Source organism: Halomonas sp. HNIBRBA4712 (assembly GCF_043558675.1).
In the GTDB taxonomy this organism is placed as follows: domain Bacteria; phylum Pseudomonadota; class Gammaproteobacteria; order Pseudomonadales; family Halomonadaceae; genus Vreelandella.
The window spans coordinates 78,641-98,023 of record NZ_JBIFXR010000004.1; the positions used below are offsets into that span (position 1 = coordinate 78,641).

16 protein-coding genes are annotated in these 19,383 nt (G+C 64.0%); 6 read left to right on the plus strand and 10 right to left on the minus strand.

Annotation, left to right across the window (positions count from 1 at the left end):
- Positions 1 to 7: 7 nt before the first annotated feature.
- The 8 genes from trpB to leuC form a co-directional block, all read right to left on the minus strand.
- Complete coding sequence (gene trpB / locus ACGK9R_RS09830; protein WP_394581116.1) at positions 8 to 1,195, minus strand: tryptophan synthase subunit beta; 1,188 nt, start codon at positions 1,193 to 1,195, stop codon at positions 8 to 10.
- Positions 1,196 to 1,327: 132 nt separating this feature from the next.
- Positions 1,328 to 1,957, minus strand: coding sequence for a phosphoribosylanthranilate isomerase (locus ACGK9R_RS09835; RefSeq protein ID WP_394580701.1), 630 nt, complete (start codon positions 1,955 to 1,957; stop codon positions 1,328 to 1,330).
- A gap of 28 nt (positions 1,958 to 1,985) precedes the next feature.
- The gene (gene truA, locus ACGK9R_RS09840) at positions 1,986 to 2,912 is read right to left on the minus strand and encodes a tRNA pseudouridine(38-40) synthase TruA (RefSeq protein ID WP_394580702.1); all 927 of its coding nucleotides are present in this window, start codon (positions 2,910 to 2,912) and stop codon (positions 1,986 to 1,988) included.
- A 38-nt stretch (positions 2,913 to 2,950) separates the two neighbouring features.
- Entirely contained in the window at positions 2,951 to 5,083 is a 2,133-nt protein-coding gene (locus ACGK9R_RS09845; RefSeq protein ID WP_394580704.1) for a FimV/HubP family polar landmark protein, read from the minus strand.
- Between the two features lie 210 nt (positions 5,084 to 5,293).
- Entirely contained in the window at positions 5,294 to 6,406 is a 1,113-nt protein-coding gene (gene asd / locus ACGK9R_RS09850) for an aspartate-semialdehyde dehydrogenase (RefSeq protein WP_394580706.1), read from the minus strand.
- A 127-nt stretch (positions 6,407 to 6,533) separates the two neighbouring features.
- Positions 6,534 to 7,616: a 3-isopropylmalate dehydrogenase gene (leuB, locus tag ACGK9R_RS09855; protein ID WP_394580708.1), complete on the minus strand. Its 1,083-nt coding sequence runs from the start codon at positions 7,614 to 7,616 to the stop codon at positions 6,534 to 6,536.
- A gap of 30 nt (positions 7,617 to 7,646) precedes the next feature.
- The gene (leuD, locus tag ACGK9R_RS09860; RefSeq protein WP_394580710.1) at positions 7,647 to 8,294 is read right to left on the minus strand and encodes a 3-isopropylmalate dehydratase small subunit; all 648 of its coding nucleotides are present in this window, start codon (positions 8,292 to 8,294) and stop codon (positions 7,647 to 7,649) included.
- A gap of 1 nt (position 8,295) precedes the next feature.
- The gene (leuC, locus tag ACGK9R_RS09865; RefSeq protein ID WP_394580712.1) at positions 8,296 to 9,765 is read right to left on the minus strand and encodes a 3-isopropylmalate dehydratase large subunit; all 1,470 of its coding nucleotides are present in this window, start codon (positions 9,763 to 9,765) and stop codon (positions 8,296 to 8,298) included.
- Between the two features lie 160 nt (positions 9,766 to 9,925).
- Between leuC and ACGK9R_RS09870 the strand changes: the two genes are divergently transcribed.
- The 5 genes from ACGK9R_RS09870 (at position 9,926) to ACGK9R_RS09890 (ending at position 17,006) form a co-directional block, all read left to right on the plus strand.
- Positions 9,926 to 10,795, plus strand: coding sequence for a LysR family transcriptional regulator (locus ACGK9R_RS09870; RefSeq protein ID WP_394580714.1), 870 nt, complete (start codon positions 9,926 to 9,928; stop codon positions 10,793 to 10,795).
- A gap of 212 nt (positions 10,796 to 11,007) precedes the next feature.
- Positions 11,008 to 13,434: a poly-beta-1,6 N-acetyl-D-glucosamine export porin PgaA gene (pgaA, locus tag ACGK9R_RS09875; RefSeq protein WP_394580716.1), complete on the plus strand. Its 2,427-nt coding sequence runs from the start codon at positions 11,008 to 11,010 to the stop codon at positions 13,432 to 13,434.
- Positions 13,434 to 15,383 carry a poly-beta-1,6-N-acetyl-D-glucosamine N-deacetylase PgaB gene (gene pgaB, locus ACGK9R_RS09880; RefSeq protein ID WP_394580718.1) on the plus strand — a complete coding sequence of 650 codons (1,950 nt, stop codon included), beginning with the start codon at positions 13,434 to 13,436 and terminating at the stop codon, positions 15,381 to 15,383. The genes pgaA and pgaB overlap by 1 nt, the downstream gene beginning before the upstream one ends.
- Positions 15,380 to 16,654 (plus strand): poly-beta-1,6-N-acetyl-D-glucosamine synthase, encoded by a 1,275-nt coding sequence (gene pgaC, locus ACGK9R_RS09885; protein WP_394580719.1) that lies wholly within the window; start codon positions 15,380 to 15,382, stop codon positions 16,652 to 16,654. The genes pgaB and pgaC overlap by 4 nt, the downstream gene beginning before the upstream one ends.
- A complete protein-coding gene (locus ACGK9R_RS09890; protein WP_394580721.1) occupies positions 16,620 to 17,006 on the plus strand; it encodes a hypothetical protein in 387 nt (128 codons plus the stop codon). Before pgaC ends, ACGK9R_RS09890 begins: the two co-directional genes overlap by 35 nt.
- A gap of 32 nt (positions 17,007 to 17,038) precedes the next feature.
- On the opposite strand, the gene ACGK9R_RS09895 is transcribed toward ACGK9R_RS09890, so the two are convergent.
- Positions 17,039 to 17,293: a hypothetical protein gene (locus ACGK9R_RS09895; RefSeq protein WP_394580723.1), complete on the minus strand. Its 255-nt coding sequence runs from the start codon at positions 17,291 to 17,293 to the stop codon at positions 17,039 to 17,041.
- 150 nt (positions 17,294 to 17,443) lie between these two features.
- On the opposite strand from ACGK9R_RS09895, the gene ACGK9R_RS09900 reads away from it, so the two are divergent.
- Positions 17,444 to 18,757, plus strand: coding sequence for a hypothetical protein (locus ACGK9R_RS09900; protein ID WP_394580725.1), 1,314 nt, complete (start codon positions 17,444 to 17,446; stop codon positions 18,755 to 18,757).
- Position 18,758: 1 nt separating this feature from the next.
- Here the strand turns inward: ACGK9R_RS09900 and ACGK9R_RS09905 are convergent, their stop codons facing one another.
- Complete coding sequence (locus ACGK9R_RS09905; RefSeq protein WP_394580727.1) at positions 18,759 to 19,277, minus strand: zinc ribbon-containing protein; 519 nt, start codon at positions 19,275 to 19,277, stop codon at positions 18,759 to 18,761.
- Positions 19,278 to 19,383: the final 106 nt, after the last annotated feature.

A 19,383-nucleotide genomic window follows, 5' to 3' on the forward strand; every position in this document is an offset into this window, starting at 1 on the left:
CTCACCCTTAAAACTTGATGCCGTCGATGTCGGCCACGGTCATGATGTCCTTGTCACCGCGCCCGGAAAGATTGACCACGATGTGCTGATCACGCCCCATGGTCGGCGCCAGCACCTTGGCATGAGCCAGGGCGTGGGCGGACTCGAGCGCCGGCATGATCCCCTCCATGCGGGTCAGCTCGCGAAACGCCTCGAGCACCTCTTTATCGTTGGCGGCGACGTAGTTGACCCGCCCAACGTCCTTCCACAGCGAGTGCTCCGGCCCCACGCCCGGATAATCGAGCCCGGCGGAGATCGAGTGGGTGTCCGAGACCTGCCCCGCTTCATCGGACATCAGGTAGGTGCGGTTGCCGTGCAGCACGCCGCGCGGCGCGTTGGAGGCCAGAGGGGCCGCGTGGCGGCCGGTCTCGACGCCGTCGCCGCCGGCCTCGACGCCGTACATGGCGACCTCTTCGTCCTCGAGAAACGGGTAGAAAAGTCCGATGGCGTTGGAACCTCCGCCCACACACGCCACCAGCGCATCCGGCAGCCGGCCGATCTGCTCGAGTGACTGGCGGCGCGCCTCGCGCCCGGCCACGGCGTTGAAGTCGCGCACCAGCTGCGGGTACGGATGGGGCCCGGCCACGGTGCCGATGATGTAGAAGGTGTCATCGACGTTGGTGACCCAGTCCCGGAGCGCCTCGTTCATGGCGTCCTTGAGCGTGCGCGTGCCGGACTCCACCGGAATGACGCGGGCGCCGAGCAGGTGCATGCGGTAGACGTTGAGCTTCTGGCGCTCGACGTCCTGGGCCCCCATGTAGATATCGCAGGAGAGGCCCAGCCGCGCGGCAACGGTGGCGGTGGCCACGCCGTGCTGGCCGGCGCCGGTTTCGGCGATCACCCGCGGCTTGCCGCTCTTTTTCGCCAGCAGCGCCTGGCCGATGGTGTTGTTCACCTTGTGGGCGCCGGTGTGGTTCAAGTCCTCGCGCTTGAGCCAGATCTGCGCGCCGCCGATCGCTTCGGACCAGCGTTTGGCGTGATACAGCGGCGACGGGCGCCCGACGTAGTGGGCAAGGTCATAATCGAACTCCGCCTGGAAGGCCGGATCGTCGCGCAGGCTTGAGTAGGTTTGCTCCAGTTCCTCGAGCGCGAAGCTCAGGGTCTCGGAGACGAAGCGCCCGCCGTAGGGGCCGTAGTGGCCGCGCGCATCGGGCATTCGGGTCAGGTCGCTGAAACGATTCTTGACGGTGTCACCTGTAGCTCTGTCAGTCACTGGATACCTCGCAGGATCGCCCGCTCGGGCAAACGATCAATGTACGTGGGGAATGGACGTGGGGCACGGCGAATCTCAATTCGCGTGATTGCACTCCCTGAGCGCCGCAGCGCGGACGAAGGCGTGCATCAGCGCCGCATCCTTGATGCCGGGGGCGGCCTCGATGCCGCCGGAAACGTCCAGCGCGAAGGGCGCCACGCGCGCCACCGCCTCACCGGCATTGGCCGGCGTCAATCCACCGGCGAGGATAACAGGTTTTTCATAATCTGCGGGAATTCTGGACCAGTCGAACACCTCGCCGGTGCCTCCTGGAACGCCCGGCCGGTAGGCATCCAGCAGCAGCGCCTGGGCGCCAGCATACTCGGCGGCGGCGCGGTTCAGATCGAGCCCGTCACGCATACGCAGCGCTTTGATCCAGGGCGCGTCGAACCGGGTGCAGAACGCCGCCGGCTCGTCGCCGTGAAACTGCAGCAGATCCAGGTGCGGCCGGCAGCGGGCAATGAACGCAGGCGGCTGATCGACGAAGAGGCCAACGCGCGTCACGAACGCCGGCACTCGCCTGCCCAGCGCCTCGAGTACTTCCGGGGTGATCGCGCGCTTGCTGCCCGGCCAGAGCACGAACCCCAGCGCGTCGACCCCGCACTCAACGGCGCGGTCGATATCCTCCGGGCGAGTGATTCCACAGAACTTGATGCGCGTGCGCATGGCGTACCTCGGCAAAATGCGGTGGGTCTCAGCGGCTTGCGCGCGCGGGGCTGTTGGCAAAGGAGAGTCTGCGACGCGCCTCGATGCGCGAATTGTTCGGCAGCGCACGGTCGCCGGTCCACTCGCCGGTAAAGGCGAGAAGATGCGGCCCCAGCGGTTCGCGCGGGAGCTCGAAGCGCTCGTCGTACACCGAGTCGACGAAGTGAAGCCCGCAGGCCGGCGCGGTGACGTCGCCGTCGCGGCGGCTCTTCTTGGCCAGCAGCGTCGCGATGTAGGCTTCATCCTGTACGCCGCGCCCTACGCTTGCCAGCGCCCCCGCGATATTGCGAATCATGTGGTGCAAGAAGGCGTTGCCCTGAATGTCGATCACTACCAGCTGGCCATAGCGATGCACCTCGCAAAAGTGCATCTGCCGCCAGGGCGTTCGCGACTGGCACCCGGCCGCGCGAAAGCTCGAGAAGTCGTGCTCGCCCACCAGCGCCTGGGCGGCGCGGTGCATGGCGTCGGCGTCGAGCGGGTCGCGACACCAGGTCACGTTGTGGCGCTCGAGCACCGGGCGGCTCGGCTGGTTCAGAAACACGTAGCGGTAGCGCCGTGCCAGCGCCCCCAGCCGTGAGTGAAAGTCATCGGAGACCGGCTTGACCCAGCGGATGGCCACATCCCTGGGCAGGTTGGAGTTGGCGCCGAAGATCCACGCCTTTTCGCTGCGCTTAACCGGCGGGTCGAAGTGGACGACCTGGCGGGTGGCGTGCACGCCGGAGTCGGTGCGCCCGCTCGGGTGAATCTGTATCGGGGCGCCGGCCACCCGCGCCAGCGCATCCTCGATGGCACCCTGAACGGAAGCGGCGTGGCGTAAGCGCTGAAAGCCGCTAAAGCGCGTGCCGTCGTACTCGATGCCCAGCGCCAGCCGACCGGTCAGCGGCGTGGTTTCGTCGAAATGGTAAAAAAGCGTCATTCAGCCACGCCGTCTCGCAGAAGTTGGGAAAAAAAGAGTCAGTTATTATCCCGGCCTCGCGGCTTAAATGCTACCTCCTCGATCTCCCACTCCGGCTCCGCCGGCGCCCGGTCGGCCACTGGCGCAGGCTCAGTAGCCCTGGGTTTGATATCGAGGCTTTCCGGCCGGTAGTCGATCGTATGATTGAGCGGTCGGGCGGATCGTTTCGGCGTCAGCGCCAGCGCCTCCTCGGCGGGCTCGAACGGCTCCTGGGCCGGCGTTTCGGGCTCTTGCGGCGCGTGGCGCTCGGTTTCGTCTTCGTCGAGCCACTGGCTCGGCCGCTGAGGTATGCGACCGTGGCCGCTCAGCGCCCGGCGCTCGAGCGCCAGGGTTTGAGGCGCGGGGCTTTCCGGCATCGGCGACTGCTCAGTGGCAGGCTCGGGGTTAGGTTCAGTGGCGTCCGGCATCTCGCTCATCGAAGGCGTCGCGGCGTTTTCCTGGCCCAGGGTTTCGTCCGCGGGCGCTTCAGGCGCAAGCGGTGGCCGCGGGGGGAATTCTGCGCGTTCATCGAAGGCGATGGCGGTTAAGGCGGCGGGCGCCTGACTGGCTGTTTCCTGACGCACCTTATCGTGGCTTGCTGCCTTCTGACTGACCGGCTCCTGGGCCGGGGTCGGCGCCACGGTCGGTTTGGCCGCAGCGGCAGGTGTGGGTGCGGGTTTGGGCGGGCTCGGAGCCCGCTCCGGGGGCACAGCGGCCGCCGCCGGCGCGGGCTCCCACTGGCGCTCGCGGCGGCGGCGGCTAATCACCATCGCCGCCAGCAACAGCGCAAGGCCCAGCCCCACCGGCCAGACCCAGTGCTGGCGCAGGGTATCCATAAAGCCGCTGGTGCTTGCCGATGTCGGCGCCGCTTCCGGCCGCGCCAACGCCTGGGGCTGGGCGGCCAGCGACTGGACCTCGCCCAGCGTTTGGCGCAGCTCGGCGACCTGGCGCTCGAGCGCGACGATCTGCGCGGCCTGGCGGTCCTGCTCCTCCAGAAGCGCCTGGTATTGGCTTTCCGTCGGTGCGGCCTCGACCGTGGCGAAGGGTGAAAGCGAGGCCAGCACCTGGCCCAGCACGTCGGTTGCCAGCGGACTGTTGGCCCAGGCACGGCCATCGGGAATCGGCTCGCCGCTGACCGCCAGCGCCGCCTCGATGCTTTCGGGCGCGAGGCTCAATGTCGTCGGCGCCTGTCGGGGAAGGTCGTCGATCGCGGCCAGCGCCTCGCGGATGCCTGGGCCTGTCGGCAGTGCGCTTTCGCCTTCGCCCACTGCTCCCTGCCCTTCATCCGCCTCGCTACCGACGAGTGCGGTGTCGCTTTCAAGCGCTGGCTGCGCGCCGGGTGACGGCTGGGTAGCGCTTGCCACCGCGGTCATTTGATCGGTGCCGGAAGCCCCCGCTCCGCTTCGCGCGTTGACCGCCTGGGCGGCCTGCTGCGGGCTGAGGCTGAGCGCCTCGTCTCGCTCGGGCAGGCGCAGGCGCTGGCCCACGCGCAGGCTATCGATATTGCCGTCGGCAAACGCCTCCGGGTTGGCGTCGGCCAGCGCGATGATCATCTGCTGTACGTCGACACCCGGTGCGCGGGTGCGCAGCGCGATATCCCAGAGCGTATCGCCCCTGGCAACCGTTGCGTGGGTGGCGCTCGGCGGCACTGGCGCGCTGGCAGCCACTGGCGCAGGCGCGGCGGCCGAGGGCAAAGGCGAGCTCGAGGAGGAAATAGCGCTGGGAGTCTGCGCCAGCGTTGAGGCTTCAGCGCCGGGCAGGTAGTCGACCGGATCGAACAGCAACGTGACTGCCCGGGTCTGGCGCCCCGTGGGGGTATCGAGGGTGACCAGCACGTCGAGCCAGGGTGTATCAATAACGCGCGGACTCTCGAGGCGCAGGTAGCTGCGCCCGTTCTGGCGCACCGGCGTCACCGCGACGCCGGCCAACAGCGGCGACCACGTAAGCCCCGCCGCGGTAAACGCGGAGGGCTCGGCTACCGCGGCGCTGATCTGCTCGACCGGCACGCCATCGGCCTGGACCAGTTCGATCCGGGCATCCAGCGGCGCCTGCAGCGGCGAAAGCGCGCTGGCTTGACCCAGCCCCACGGCCAGCGCCGCCGGGCTAAGCGTTGAGAGAACGAGCCAGGCACCCCTGGCGAGCGTATTTTTCATCAAGGCCCCTGATCGCGATTGCCGTTAATCGATTAGCCGAATGCCCAAGCGTCGCGGCGCTGTCACTCTTTATTACCATACCCGGTTTGGTACGTCCTTCCTACGCGAGTGTAGCGGTTAATCCTCATGGCAAATAAAAAGGGAAGCCCCTGGGGCCTCCCTTTTTCCAACGATCGCGCTTGAACAATAGCGCGTGGTTCGATCGCGGACTTACTGCTCGCGCAGAATCTTGAGCATCCGCTTGAGCGGCTCCGCCGCGCCCCACAGGAGCTGATCGCCGACGCTGAAGGCAGAAAGATACTCGCCGCCCATGTTGAGCTTGCGCAGACGGCCGACCGGTACGTCCAGCGTGCCGGTCGCCGCCGCTGGCGTAAGCCCGGCAATGGTCGCTTCCTTGTCGTTGGGGATCAGCTTGACCCAGTCGTTGTGGCTCTTGATGCGGTCTTCGATCTCGTCGAGCGGTACGTCCTGTTTGAGCTTGATGGTGAACGCCTGGCTGTGTGAGCGCATCGCGCCGATACGCACGCACAGACCGTCGATCGGGATCGGGTTGTCGCCAAGGCCGAGGATCTTGTTGGTTTCGACGAAGCCTTTCCACTCCTCGCGGCTTTGGCCGCTTTCGAGCTTGCTGTCGATCCAGGGAATCAGGCTACCGGCCAAGGGGGCGGTAAAGTTCTCGACCGGGAAGTCGCCACCGCGCATTTTGGCAGTGACCTGACGGTCGATCTCGAGAATGGCGCTGGCCGGGTCAGAAAGGTCCGTGGCTACGCTGTCGCGCAGATCGCCCATCTGATTGAGAAGCTCGCGCATGTGCTTGGCGCCGGAGCCGGAGGCGGCCTGGTAGGTCATCGAGGTCATCCACTCGATCATGTTGGCCTCGAACAGCCCCCCCAGGCCCATCAACATCAGGCTCACGGTGCAGTTGCCGCCGACAAAGGTCCTGGCACCTTTCGCCAGCTGCTGGTCGATCACGTGGCGGTTGACCGGGTCGAGCACGATGGTCGCTTCGTCTTCCATCCGTAGGGTGCTCGCCGCGTCGATCCAGTAGCCGTTCCAGCCGCCCTGGCGCAGATCCTTGTATACCTTTTTGGTGTAGTCGCCGCCCTGGCAGGTGACGATCACATCCAGCGCCTTGAGCGCGTCGAGGTCAAAAGCATCCTTGAGTTTGGGTACGTCCACACCGATATCGGGTCCAGGCTGGCCCACCTGGGAGGTGGTGAAGAACACCGGCTCGATGCCGTTGAAATCACCCTCTTGCTGCATACGGTTCATCAGAACCGACCCGACCATGCCGCGCCATCCTACGAATCCGACCTTCAACATGTAACGTCCTCCAATGGATGAGAATCTGAAAACAGGATCACTCTGCAAAGCCTTCACTATAACAAAAGAGATCGGCCGCTGCTGACAGCGGCCGATCGAGCGGTGAACGCCTCTTGTCGCAAGGGCCTCAGCCGAGCCGAGCAAACGCCTCGAGCACGGCGTCGCCCATTTCGACGGTAGAGCTTCGCTTTTCGCCTTCCTGAGCGATGTCCGCGGTGCGAAGCCCCTGGTCGAGCACGTCGCCCACGGCGGCTTCGATACGCTCGGCGAAGGCCGGCTCGTCGAGGGAGTAGCGCAGCATCATTGCCACCGAGAGCATCATCGCCAGCGGGTTGGCCAGGTTTTGGCCTGCGATGTCCGGGGCACTGCCGTGGCAAGGCTCGAACATGCCCTGCCCCGTCTCGTTGAGTGAGGCCGACGGCAGCATGCCGATAGAGCCGGTGAGCATGGCGGCAGCGTCCGAGAGAATGTCGCCGAACATGTTACCGGTAACCACCACGTCGAACTGCTTGGGCGCGCGAACGAGCTGCATGGCGGCGTTATCGACGTACATGTGGGAGAGCTCGACGTCCGGATACTCCGGCGCCAGGCGCTCCATCACTTCGCGCCACAGAATGGTGACCTCGAGCACGTTGGCCTTGTCCACGGAGCATAGTTTCTTGCCACGCTTTTGCGCCATCTCGAAGGCGACCCGGCCGATGCGCTCGATCTCGGACTCGGAATAGACGTAGGTATTGAAGCCCACCCGCTCACCGCCGCGCTCCTCGATGCCGCGGGGCTGGCCAAAATAGATACCGCCGGTGAGTTCGCGCACGATCATGATATCGAGCCCGGAGACCAGCTCCGGCTTCAGACTCGAGGCGCTCGCTAGCTGCGGGTACAAAAGCGCCGGGCGCAGGTTGCCGAAAAGCCCCAGATTCTTGCGCAGGCCCAGCAGGCCCTTCTCCGGACGTTTGGAGAGATCCTCGAGCTTGTCCCACTTCGGCCCGCCGACGGCGCCGAGCAGAATGGCATCGGCCGCCCTGGCTTTTTCCAGCGTCTCGGCGGGCAGCGGCTCGCCAAACGCGTCATAAGCCGAGCCGCCGACCAGCGCCTCTTCCACCTCGATATCGAGCCCCGCTTTTTGGCAGGCCTCGAGCAGGCGCGCCGCCTGGGCGGCGATTTCCGGGCCGATGCCATCACCGGGCAAAAGCAGTACTTTCCGGGTCATGCGAATTCCTTAAAAAAGCGTCGGTGAAGGTCAAGCGCTCTGGCGGAAAAGCCACGGGCGCGTCTGGCGGTGCTTCTCTTCAAAGGCGCGGATGGCGTCTTCGTCCTGAAGCGTAATGCCGATATCGTCGAGCCCTTCGAGCAGGCAGTGCTTGCGAAACGCGTCCACTTCAAAAGTAAAGACATCGCCATTTGGGGTGGTGACGCGCTGGTTTTCCAGATCGATATCGAGCCGGTAGCCCTCGTTGGCCTCGACCTCGGCAAAGAGCTGGTCGACCTGCTCTTCGGCCAGGGTGATCAACAGGATGCCGTTCTTGAACGCATTGTTGTAGAAGATATCGGCAAAGCTCGGCGCGATCACCGCGCGAAAGCCGAAGTCCTCCAGCGCCCAAGGGGCGTGCTCGCGGGAGCTGCCGCAGCCGAAGTTGCGCCGGGCGAGCAGCACCTGGGCGCCCTGGTAGCGCGGCTGATTGAGCACGAAGCCTTCATTGAGCGGGCGCTTCGAGCAGTCCTGGCCGGGCTGGCCCTCGTCGAGATAGCGCAGCTCGTCGAATAGATTGACGCCGAAGCCGGTGCGCTTGATCGATTTCAAAAACTGCTTGGGGATGATCAGGTCGGTGTCGACGTTGGCGCGATCCAGCGGCGCGACCAGACCTTCCAGGCGTTCGAACTTTTTCATGTCAGGCCTCCTGGGCGTGAGTGGCGTCGTTGGCGGGCAGCGTGCGGACATCGACGAAGTGCCCGGCGATCGCGGCGGCGGCAGCCATGGCCGGGCTCACCAGATGGGTGCGCCCACCGTAGCCCTGGCGGCCTTCGAAGTTGCGGTTCGACGTCGAGGCGCAGTGCTCACCGGCGCCGAGCTTGTCGGCGTTCATCGCCAGGCACATGGAGCAGCCCGGCTCGCGCCACTCGAAGCCCGCCTCGATAAAGATCCTGTCGAGCCCTTCGGCTTCCGCCTGGCGTTTCACCAGGCCCGAGCCCGGCACCACCATGGCGAGCTTGATCGAGTCTGCCACCTTGTTGCCCTTGGCCACTTTGGCGGCTTCGCGCAGATCCTCGATGCGCGAGTTGGTGCAGGAGCCGATGAACACCTTGTCGAGCTTGATGTCGGTGATCTTCTGGTTCGCCTGCAGGCCCATGTACTCCAGCGCCCGGGTGTGGCTGCGCTTGACGGTGTCATCAGAAGCGGCCATCGGGTCCGGCACCTGGCCGGAAATGCCGGTGACCATTTCGGGGCTGGTGCCCCAGCTCACTTGGGGTTCGATCTCTTCGGCTTTCAGCGTGACGACCTTGTCGAAATGAGCGTCATCGTCGGAGACCAGCTCGCGCCAGTCGGCGACCGCGGCTTCCCACTGCTCGTCAGTCGGCGCGAAGGGGCGCTTGGCGAGGTACTCGATGGTGGTGTCGTCGACGCCTATCAGGCCCACCCGGGCGCCGGCTTCGATCGCCATGTTGCACACGGTCATGCGCCCTTCCATCGAAAGCGACGCGATAGCGCTGCCGGCGAACTCGATGGCGTAGCCGGTACCGCCGGCGGTGCCGATCTCGCCGATGATCGCCAGCACCACGTCCTTGGCGGTGACACCGAGACCAAGCGTGCCCTCGACGCGCACCTGCATGTTCTTCATCTTTTGCGCCAGCAAACACTGGGTCGCCAGCACGTGTTCGACTTCCGACGTGCCGATGCCGTGGGCAAGTGCCGCGAAAGCGCCGTGGGTGGCGGTATGGGAGTCGCCGCACACCACGGTCATGCCGGGAAGTGTCGCGCCCTGCTCCGGGCCCACCACGTGAACGATGCCTTGGCGCGGGTCGTTGATCTTGAACTCTTCGATGCCGTACTCGCCGCAGTTGTCGTCGAGCGTCTGCACCTGAATCAACGAGACCGGGTCCTCGATACCGCTGTTTCCGGCGGCGCGCTCCTTTAGCGTGGTCGGCACGTTGTGATCCGGCGTTGCGAGGTTGGCATCCAACCGCCAGGGTTTACGCTTGGCCAGGCGCAGGCCTTCAAAGGCCTGAGGCGAGGTCACTTCATGCAGCAGCTGGCGGTCGATGTAGATCAGCGCGGTGCCGTCGTCGCGCTGCTTCACCAGATGCTGGTTCCAGAGTTTGTCGTACAGGGTTTGACCTGTGGGTGCGTGTTGACCTGACATGGTGCTCTCCCGGGCAGTGCCCTGCTGGTTCGGTCCGGCTTTTTTGCCTGCCGCCTCTATGGGCGACTGTTGAAGCCAGTGTCACGCGCCTCGCACATAAAAGCAATTCATGTTATTCATGGAATGGATTCCAGTATGGAATATAAACGAGACTCTCTTCATGGATACGCAGAGCCTACAGGCGTTCATTGCGGTCGCCGACACCCAGAGCTTTTCCCGCGCCGCCGAGCGGCTGCACTTGACTCAGCCGGCGGTGAGCAAACGCATCGCCGCGCTCGAGATGCAGGTGGGCGCCCGCCTATTTGATCGCATCGGGCGGCGTATTTCGCTCACCGAGGCGGGACATCTGCTGCGCCCGCGGGCGCAGCGCATCATGCAGGCGGTCGAGGATAGCCGCCAGGCACTGGCGAACCTTTCCGGCCACGTTGGCGGCAAACTGACGCTGGGAACGAGCCACCATATTGGCCTTCATAGGCTGCCGCCTATACTCAAACGCTACACCGAACGCCACCCGGACGTGGCGCTGGATCTACGCTTTCTCGACTCGGAGCTTGCCTACCAGGGCGTGCTCGACGGCACGCTCGAAATCGCGGTGGTGACGCTAGCGCCCACGCCACTTCTACAGCTGGATACCGTCGAGCTATGGCGCGACCGGCTCTGCTTCGTCTGCGCGCCGGACCACCCGCTACGGGTAGCCACGTCTCCCATTGCGCTCGAAACGCTTTGCGACTTCACTTGCGTGATGCCAGGGCTCAAGACTTTTACCCATTCACTGATCGAAAAGCGCTTCGTTGATGCCGGCCTCACCCTTTCGGTGGGCATGGCGACCAACTATCTCGAAACGCTCAAGATGATGTGTAGCGTGGCGCTTGGATGGAGCGTGCTGCCCGAGCGGATGCTCGATGAAAGCCTCGTGGAACTAAACGTCCAAACGCCACGACTCGAACGCCCGCTGGGGTACCTTACCCATACCAACCGCACCCTCTCCAACGCCGCTCGCTCCATGATCGAAGCGCTTCAGGCTGTTTAATGCACATGCTAGCGCCGGCACGCCTGGAGTGACGACGATTTTAATACCTCCAACCCCATTAAATAGAACTATAAAAAATAATGGGGGGAGTTGTCGGGCCCTGACACCGTTCAGTTTTTATCCTTATTTCACGCTCAGTAAACTCCTATATACTAAAAGTTACACTTGATTACATAAGTGTGGCTTGATTCGCTCTGTGCAGGATTTACACCATGCAAAGCCCTTTTCGCCGATTTTGGCCCGTTGGTCTCGCTGCTGGCTTGATAGCAGGGGCCGTCCATGGCCAAAGCACGACGGATCTCACCCGCGAAGCATTAGTCGTTAACGCCCGAAGCGGCGACCTTGATGCGTCGATTGGCGGGCTTCAGGCGCTGTACGCGCAAACCAATGACGCGCTGGTACGCGCAGACCTGATCGCCCTTTTGCTGCGCGCCGAGCGCTTTGACGAGGCGCTGGCGGTTTGTCGCTTCTGCGCGCTCGAGCAGTACCGTCCTGATGAGCTTGAAAACCTGGGCGCTGCGGCGCGGCGCATCGAGGTGTTCGAGCAGGCGCTCGCCTTCTACCACGCGCTTTCCCAGCGCCAGCCGCAAAACGCCCAGGGCTTTCTGGGCCAGGCGCTGGTCTACACCGATCTTCAGCGCTACCCCCTGGCCGAGATCGCGCTGGAAAACTACGAGCGCCTCGCTGGCACCACGACCGCAGGGCTTCAGGCGCGCGGCTATCTCGCCTCGCGCACGCAAAACGCCACTCAGGAACTCGCCGCACGCCAGGCGCTGGTCGAGCGCGACCCGGCCAATGAAAGCGAGCTGCAGGCCGTTTATCGGCTGGCCGTGGGGCTCGGGGCGAGTAGCGCCGCGCGCGCGCTGATGAGCCAGAACCCGGACGTATTCACCGCAAGTGACCGGCTGTGGCTCGCCTATTATGAAGCGGTCACCGACGTTCGCCTCGGTATTCATACCGATACGCCGTCGCGCACGGAAAGCGGCCTTGCCCAGCTCGAAAGCGTTCTACAAAACCCCGAGCTTCCCGACGAGCTCGAGCGGCTGGCGGAGTACGACCGCGTGGTGGCGCTGGCTGAGCTTCGCCGATTCAGCGAAGCCGAGGCGCTTTCAAGGCGTCTCGAACTTCAGCACGGCGCCCTGCCCGACTACGTGCTGCGCGCCCGGGCACTGGCGCTCAACGGTTTGGGCCGGCCCAGTGAGGCGACGCAGCTCTATAGTGAGCTGATCGCGCGCTCGCCAGCGCTTGCCATCGACCCAAGCGACCCGCTCAACGAAGGCCTCTTTTATAGCTATACCGACGCTCAGCGCTTTCAGGAGGCCGACCGTCTGCTCAAGCGCTGGCTCAGCCAGGAGCCCGAGTACCGGCTGGATTTCACCCGTACCACGCAGATTCCCAACGTCAATCATCAAAAGGCGCTGATGCTCGAGGTGCTGCTGACCGCCTGGCGGGGCCAGATGAACGATGCCGCCGAGCGGCTGGCAAGCTACCAGGAGCAGGCCCCCGGCGAGCCCTACCTGTGGCTTGCCAAAGGCGATCTCGAGCGCGCGCGTGGCCTGCCGCGCCAGGCGGAAACCTCCTATCAGCAAGCCGAAACGCTGTTGCCCCCGGACCAGCGCCACCAGGCCGAGCACGGCGAGCTGCTCGCGCGGCTTCAACGTGGCCAGTGGGCCGGCACGGTTGATGAGATCGCCCGGGAAATTCGCCAGGCGCGCCCCGGCGCCTCCCGCGACGAGCTGGCCCGCGAGTGGCGCGAGGCGCGCGCGCCGCAGTTGAGCGCTACCTTCACTCGCAGCAGCGGTGAAGGCGTGAGTACTCAGGCATCGCGAGAGTGGCGCTCCCAAGTCCGCCTTGATGGCCCGCGCAACGCCCAGGGCTCGCGCCCGTTTCTCACCCAAACCAATCAGTACGGCGAGTTCGACGGCCAGGATCTGCGCACCGGGACCACCGTGGCCGGCTACGAGCTCAACCTGCACCCGGCAACGGTGGTGCTCTCGGCGGGCCACCGGGCGCAGCTGGGTGACGGTTTTCTCGCCCAGGCAGAGCTTCGCTACGCCGCCAGCGACCACGTGACGGCAACGGTGGCCGCCGAGTACAACACCCAGGACACCCCGCTTCGCGCGCTCAACGACGGCGTCAGCGCCGACCGCTACCGGGGCGAAGTAGCGCTCTACCGCGACGAGCGCGGCGCCGGGGCAATCGGGGTCTCAGCGATGGATTTTGAAGATGGCAACCTGCGCCGCGCCGCCTACGGCTACTGGAACGAAACCCTCTACCACCTGGATCGCTGGCAGGTAAACGGCGAGATTCAGGCCGCCACCTCGCTCAACGACCAGATCGAGGCGAGCTACTTCAATCCGGAGCGCGACGCGAGCCTGGCCGGCGCCCTGTCGGTGAACTACGAAATCCCGCTCGGCTATCGCAAGAGCTTCATCCAGACACTGATGCTGGGTTCCGGCCGCTACTGGCAAAAGACCTTCGACGACGAAAACACCTGGTCGATCGGCTACGGTCACCGTTTCGAGCTCGCCCCGAGCTTGAGCCTCGAGTACGGCTTCACCCGCGAGCGCGCGGTCTATGACGGTCAGGCGGAGTACGACAACACCTTGACCGCTGGCTTTATATGGAGATTTCTGTAATGCACTGGCGCACGCTCGTTACCGCCCTGGCGGCCCTCATGTTCAGCGTCCAGGTTCACGCCGAGCGGGTGGTCGATGACTTCGTCGTCATCAGCTATCACGACGTGGTCGACCGCCAGGTCACACCGGACCTTCCGATCTATTCACAGACCATCACCCGTAACCGTCTCGTCGAGCATTTCAACCTGATCGAGGCCGAAGGCTACCACCCGGTCAGCTTCCAGCAGATTATTGAGGCGCGCAGCGGCGGCGCGCCGCTGCCGGACAAGGCGGTGCTGCTGACCTTCGACGACGGCTACCGGAGCTTCTACGACATCGTATTTCCACTTTTGAAGCTCTATGACTTTCCTGCCGTGCAGGCGGTGGTCGGCAGCTGGCTCGACGTGCCCGCCGGCGGCCAGGTGCCCTACGGCAACATCACGCTTCCCCGCGAGCGTTTTCTGAGCTGGGCTCAGGTGCGCGAAATGGATGCCTCGCCGCTGGTCGAAATCGCCTCGCACACCTTCGATCTTCATCAGGGCGTGCTCGGCAACCCTCAGGGCAACGAGCAGGGCGCGGCGGTGACCAGTATCTGGAGCCCGCAAAGCGGCTACGAAAGCGAAGCCGCCTATACCGCGCGCATCCGTAACGACATGGCGCGTACCCGCGAGCAGTTCGAGGAGCACCTGGGGCGCGAGCCGCGCATGATGGTCTGGCCCTACGGCGCCTACAGCCAGGCGACCCTCGATATGGCCGCCGAGGTGGGCATGCGCTACACCTTTAGCCTCTTGAGCGCGCCCAATCGCGCCGGCGACTCGCTTGCGCGCATTCACCGCTACCTGATCGACCAGGAGACCAGCCTGGAGACGCTCGGCGAAATCCTCGCCAACAAGATGTGGGAGAACGAGGCGCTGCGCATCGTTCACGTCGATCTCGACTACGTGTATGACCCGGATCCGGTGCAGCAGGAGCAGAATCTCGACCGGCTGGTTCAGCGCATCTATAGCTACGGCATCACCACGGTGTACCTTCAGGCCTTTGCTGACCCGGAAGGCGACGGCGTCGCCAACGCGCTCTACTTCCCCAACCGCCACCTGCCGATGCGCGCGGATCTCTTCAACCGCGTGGCCTGGCAGCTCAAGAAACGCGCCGGGGTAAAGGTGTACGCCTGGATGCCGGTGCTCTCCTTCGATCTGGGTGACGGCTACCCGTACGTGGTCAACGAGCGTACCGGCGGCGAGTCGCCGGAGCACTACCGGCGCCTTTCGCCGTTCGTCGCCGACAACCGCCGCCTCATCAAAGAGATCTATGAGGATCTCGGCCGCCTGACCAAGTTCGACGGCGTGCTGTTCCACGACGACGCTTTTCTGACCGATCACGAGGATGCGGGGAGTGAAGCGCTCAGCGCCTATGCAAACGCCGGCCTGCCCGCCGATATCGACGCCCTGCAGCAAGATACCGCGCTTTCGCGCTGGACCGCTTTCAAGGAGCAGACGTTGGCTGACTTCACTCAGGAGCTTCTGCGCTCGGCCAACTACTACCGTCAGTCGGACAACAAGGATTTCACCAGTTCGCGCAACATCTACGCGGTGACGATCATGGAGCCGGAAAGCGAGACCTGGTTCTCCCAAAGCGCGGACGGCTTCGCCCGCGCCTACGACTATGTGGCGGTCATGGCCATGCCCTACATGGAAGAGGCGGAAAACCCCGAGGCCTGGCTCAGGGAGCTCGCCCGGCGCTCGCTTACCGAGGTCAGCGCCGAACAGCTGGTGTTCGAGCTGCAAACCCAGGATTGGCGTACGCAAACGCCGATTCCAAGCGAGGAAATCGCCGGCTGGATTCGGCTGCTGCGCGAGGAAGGCATCCGCCATATCGGCTACTATCCGGACGACTTCCTCCAGAACCACCCGGACGTCAGCATCATCAAGCCGGTCTTTTCCAACGGCCGACGCTTTAGAGCCCTGCCATGAACCTGCTCGACACTCTCGCCACGTTCACGCTGGGCTACCCAAGCGTGATGGCCACGATCTGGATCTGCGGTGGCGTCTATTTCTACCTGCACTGGGAGCGCAAGCAGCCCTCGCACACACCGTTTCAGTACGACCCGTCGGCACCGCCGGTCACGGTGCTGCTGCCCTGCTACAACGAAGGTTTGAACGTGGATGAAACCATCAGCCACCTGTTCAAGCAGAACTACCCCAACATGGACGTGGTGGCGATCAACGACGGCAGCCGTGATGACACCCTGATAAGGCTACAAGCGTTGGCCGAGCGCTACCCGAAGCTCACGGTGCTCGATCAACCCAACCAGGGCAAGGCCAGCGCCATGAACAATGGGCTGTCCCACGCCACCGGCGAGATCATCGTGGGTATCGATGGCGACGCTATTCTCGACTACGACGCCGTAGGCTTCATGGTCAGCCACTTCGTGGCAAGCCCACGAGTGAGCGGCGTGACCGGCAACCCCCGGGTGAGAACCCGCTCGACGGCGATCGGCAAGATCCAGACCGGCGAGTTCTCGGCGATCATCGGGCTGATCAAACGCGCCCAGCGTATCTACGGCATGGTGTTCACCATTTCTGGCGTGATCTGCGCCTTTCGCCGTCAGGCGCTGGATAAAATCGGCGGCTGGAGTACCGACATGATCACCGAGGACATCGACGTCAGCTGGCGGCTGCAGCTCGACGGCGGCCAGGTACGCTACGAGCCGCGGGCCATGTGCTGGGTCTTGATGCCGGAAACCCTGCGCGGGCTCTACAAGCAGCGCCTGCGCTGGGCCCAGGGCGGCGGCGAGGTGTTCTTACGCTACTTCAGCCAGACCATGCGCTGGCGAAACCGCCGCTTCTGGATTCTGATGCTCGAGTACATCGTCAGCGTCGTCTGGTGCTACTCGGTGCTTGCGCTCGTCGCTTGCTGGTTGATCACCAAAGCGCTGACGCCGGAAGGCTGGCAGCTCTCTGCCGGGATGCTGTCGTACTTCAGCAGCATCCTGATTCTCGTAAGCTTCATCCAGTTTTCCGTGAGTTTCTACATCGATAGCCGCTACGACCGGGACATTCTCAAATGCGTCTACTGGAGCATCTGGTACCCGTTCGCGTACTGGATATTGAACCTGGTCACCGTCATCGTCGCGTTTCCCAAAGCGATGAGGCGCCAAAAGGGACGGCTAGCCACCTGGCAAAGCCCCGACAGAGGAGAGGCCTTCAATGAGCAACAAACTGACACCCGTGATCATCGATAACCCGTGCCAGAAGTGCTGGCAGTACCGCACGCGCGACACGCTCATGGCGCTGGTGACCCTCGGCCTCTGGCTGCTGGTGCTTTCCAGGCTTTACGATTTTTACGCCGTCGAGGAGGCGCTACTCGAGCGTCTCTACAGTGCGACCATGCTGCAACTGCTGGTAGCGGGTTTCATCGCGACGTTTTTAGCCTTTCACCTGTGGGCGATGTACAACCGCTACCTGCACGTGAGCGTGCTGCGCCAGGCCGAACGCGCCGCAAAGCTCTCAACGCCGGACCCGCAAGTCGAGCTTGGCGAGACGCGTTGGCAGATCGATGCACCGCTGTACGAGCGAAAGGAAACCGTACACTGACCGCTCGCCAACGCTTGAGCGCTAAAACCCGCTCAACGCCGGTTCAAGCGCTGCCGATACCGGTAGATGCCCGAGACCAGCAGCGCAAGCCCCAGCCCCGACAGCAGGCTCACGCTCCTGGCGGCGACGCCCAGCGGCTGGCCAAGCCACAGCGAATAGCCGATAAAGGCCAGCATCGAGGCGATCATCAGCGTGCCGGAAACCACCAGCACCTGCCACGGAATCCAGACATCGCGGGCCTTTCGCTCATGATCGATTCGTCGCTGGTCACGGTTTGAAAGCGTCATGCTGGCCTCCTCCGCTGTTAACCCGATTGACGACATGCACCCCTTGAAGCATAGCCTGTCCGCCCGGCCTACACCCGCGCCCCAGGGCCCAAGGCTGGCCTTTACCCTTGGATCCGATTAGCCTGCTAATACCGTATCGAAGGAGAGAGCATGGACAGGACCAACGCGCGACAGCGGCTGGCGGGGGCGCTGGCGCTGGCCGGGCTGATCGTTCAAATCATCGGCTTTACCGGACTTTTCAGCTCGACTCAAGCCGTCAGCTACCTGCTATGGGCGGCGGTGGCGCTTTTGTGGAAGGACATTCCCGGGCGCTCGCGCCTGCAGGCCGGCGTTCTGATCGCGCTCGGGCTTTTAATGTTGATCGCGGCGCGCGTGTTCTTCGACGCGAACATCGAGTGGGCCCATAGTCTGGAAGGCAACGTGTTCGTGGTGGCGATGCTGGTAGGCGTCAGTTTCATCACGCTGATCGGCCGCGAGGGCAACAAGCCCACCGCCGGTCGGCGCCTGACCGGCAGCGGCGGCATCTTGCGCACCTGGCTGGGGGTGCATTTTCTCGGCACCATTCTCAACGTTTCTACCGTCTTCATGGTGGGCGATCGTATTGCGCGGCGCGCGCCGCTGACTACGCCGCAATTCCTGGCGCTCAACCGCGGGCTTTCCAGCGCGGCGTTCTGGTCGCCGTTTTTCGCCTCGATGGGGGTAGTGATCGCGCTGGCCCCGCAAGTGCAGTACAGCCAGATTGCGCTGATCGGGCTGCCGATCGCGCTGGCCTCCGGCGCGTTCACCACGTTTGAGCTCAGCCGCCGTTTCGATCTTGCGGAGGTCGACGGCTTCTCGCTCTCGCCTAAAAGTCTGTTCATGCCGGCAGCCATGGCGCTGGGTGTGATGCTGTTTCACTTCGGCCTCACCCCGGAGCTGACCATCGTCAGCATCATCACGTTTCTGATTCCGGCGGTAGCGGTCGCAGCGAACCTGCGCGATGGCGCGGTGTTCACGCTCAAGCGCGTTCGCCAGCACACCTTCAACCGCTTGCCGGGGATGCGCGGCGAGCTTTCGCTCTTTCTCGCCGCCGGGCTTTTGACCATCGGCCTTTCGACGCTGGTAAATGCCGCGGCGGGCGAGTCCTGGACGCTGTTCGAGCGCTTCGGCACCCTGCAAGCCATGGCGAGCTACGCCGCCATTCTCATCAGCGCCCTGGCCGGGCTTCATCCGATCATCGGCATCTCGATTCTGGCCTCGATCCTCAATCTGGCCGCACACGAGCAGACGCTGTTCGCCTTCGTGGCGCTCAGCGGCTGGGCGGTGGGTACCAGCGTCGGGCCGCTGTCCGGCATCAACCTGTCGCTTCAAGGGCGCTACGGTATCAGCGGCTATCAGATGATGCGCGACAACCTGCCCTACGCCGCTGTAATGAGCCTGATCGCACTAGCAACGATCGCCGTCATCGGCACGCTCGGCGGGTAACTCAGGTTTCGATGATCCGGCTCGGGAAGCGGTAGAAGTAGCGATGCCCGCACTGGTGGCAGGGCTCGAGGCGCGCCACCCGTTCGAGCATTACCTGGGCATCGCAATGCACGCAGGCCATGAGCCCGGGGGCGGCCATTTCGCCTTCGCAGTAGTCCGCCCGAGCGGCTTCCAGATCATCCTCGAAGCGCTCGCGCTCGACCACACTGCGATCGGCAATCGACAACAGCGACTCCGCTACCCGCCGCGACAGCGTATCGATGTCGACGCCGAGCCACTGCGCCACCTGCTTGCCGGAATCGGCCATGTAGGTGCGCATGTCCTTCAAATCGCGCTCGACCCAGGCACGCAGCAGCGCCAGCTCGTCTTTGGTGTACTCCTCGAACTCGGCCTCGAAGGCCACGGCGTCGTCGAGATCCTTCTGCAGATTGGTCCAGGTGAGCTCGTTTGCGCCCTCCTTCATCCGCTCGAGCAAGCGCTCGTAGCCTTCGCGTAAACGGTGATCGTTGTCTCGTTCCATGGGTGCTCTCCTTTATCACTACCGCTTTCAATACCGTACTTGAGTGCCTGGCCGCTATCGTCGGCTAACCGTTCAAGGTTTTATCAGCATAGGATACAATCGGATC

Bases quoted from the DNA above. Each gene is read 5' to 3' on its own strand.
- ACGK9R_RS09905 (WP_394580727.1), bottom strand. From the start codon at position 19,277: ATGGAACGAGACAACGATCACCGTTTACGCGAAGGCTACGAGCGCTTG.
- ACGK9R_RS09900 (WP_394580725.1), top strand. From the start codon at position 17,444: ATGGACAGGACCAACGCGCGACAGCGGCTGGCGGGGGCGCTGGCGCTG.
- ACGK9R_RS09870 (WP_394580714.1), top strand. From the start codon at position 9,926: ATGGATACGCAGAGCCTACAGGCGTTCATTGCGGTCGCCGACACCCAG.
- asd (WP_394580706.1), bottom strand. From the start codon at position 6,406: ATGTTGAAGGTCGGATTCGTAGGATGGCGCGGCATGGTCGGGTCGGTT.
- pgaA (WP_394580716.1), top strand. From the start codon at position 11,008: ATGCAAAGCCCTTTTCGCCGATTTTGGCCCGTTGGTCTCGCTGCTGGC.
- leuC (WP_394580712.1), bottom strand. From the start codon at position 9,765: ATGTCAGGTCAACACGCACCCACAGGTCAAACCCTGTACGACAAACTC.
- ACGK9R_RS09895 (WP_394580723.1), bottom strand. From the start codon at position 17,293: ATGACGCTTTCAAACCGTGACCAGCGACGAATCGATCATGAGCGAAAG.
- leuB (WP_394580708.1), bottom strand. From the start codon at position 7,616: ATGACCCGGAAAGTACTGCTTTTGCCCGGTGATGGCATCGGCCCGGAA.
- pgaB (WP_394580718.1), top strand. From the start codon at position 13,434: ATGCACTGGCGCACGCTCGTTACCGCCCTGGCGGCCCTCATGTTCAGC.
- ACGK9R_RS09835 (WP_394580701.1), bottom strand. From the start codon at position 1,957: ATGCGCACGCGCATCAAGTTCTGTGGAATCACTCGCCCGGAGGATATC.
- truA (WP_394580702.1), bottom strand. From the start codon at position 2,912: ATGACGCTTTTTTACCATTTCGACGAAACCACGCCGCTGACCGGTCGG.
- trpB (WP_394581116.1), bottom strand. From the start codon at position 1,195: ATGCCCGATGCGCGCGGCCACTACGGCCCCTACGGCGGGCGCTTCGTC.
- ACGK9R_RS09890 (WP_394580721.1), top strand. From the start codon at position 16,620: ATGAGCAACAAACTGACACCCGTGATCATCGATAACCCGTGCCAGAAG.
- ACGK9R_RS09845 (WP_394580704.1), bottom strand. From the start codon at position 5,083: ATGAAAAATACGCTCGCCAGGGGTGCCTGGCTCGTTCTCTCAACGCTT.
- leuD (WP_394580710.1), bottom strand. From the start codon at position 8,294: ATGAAAAAGTTCGAACGCCTGGAAGGTCTGGTCGCGCCGCTGGATCGC.
- pgaC (WP_394580719.1), top strand. From the start codon at position 15,380: ATGAACCTGCTCGACACTCTCGCCACGTTCACGCTGGGCTACCCAAGC.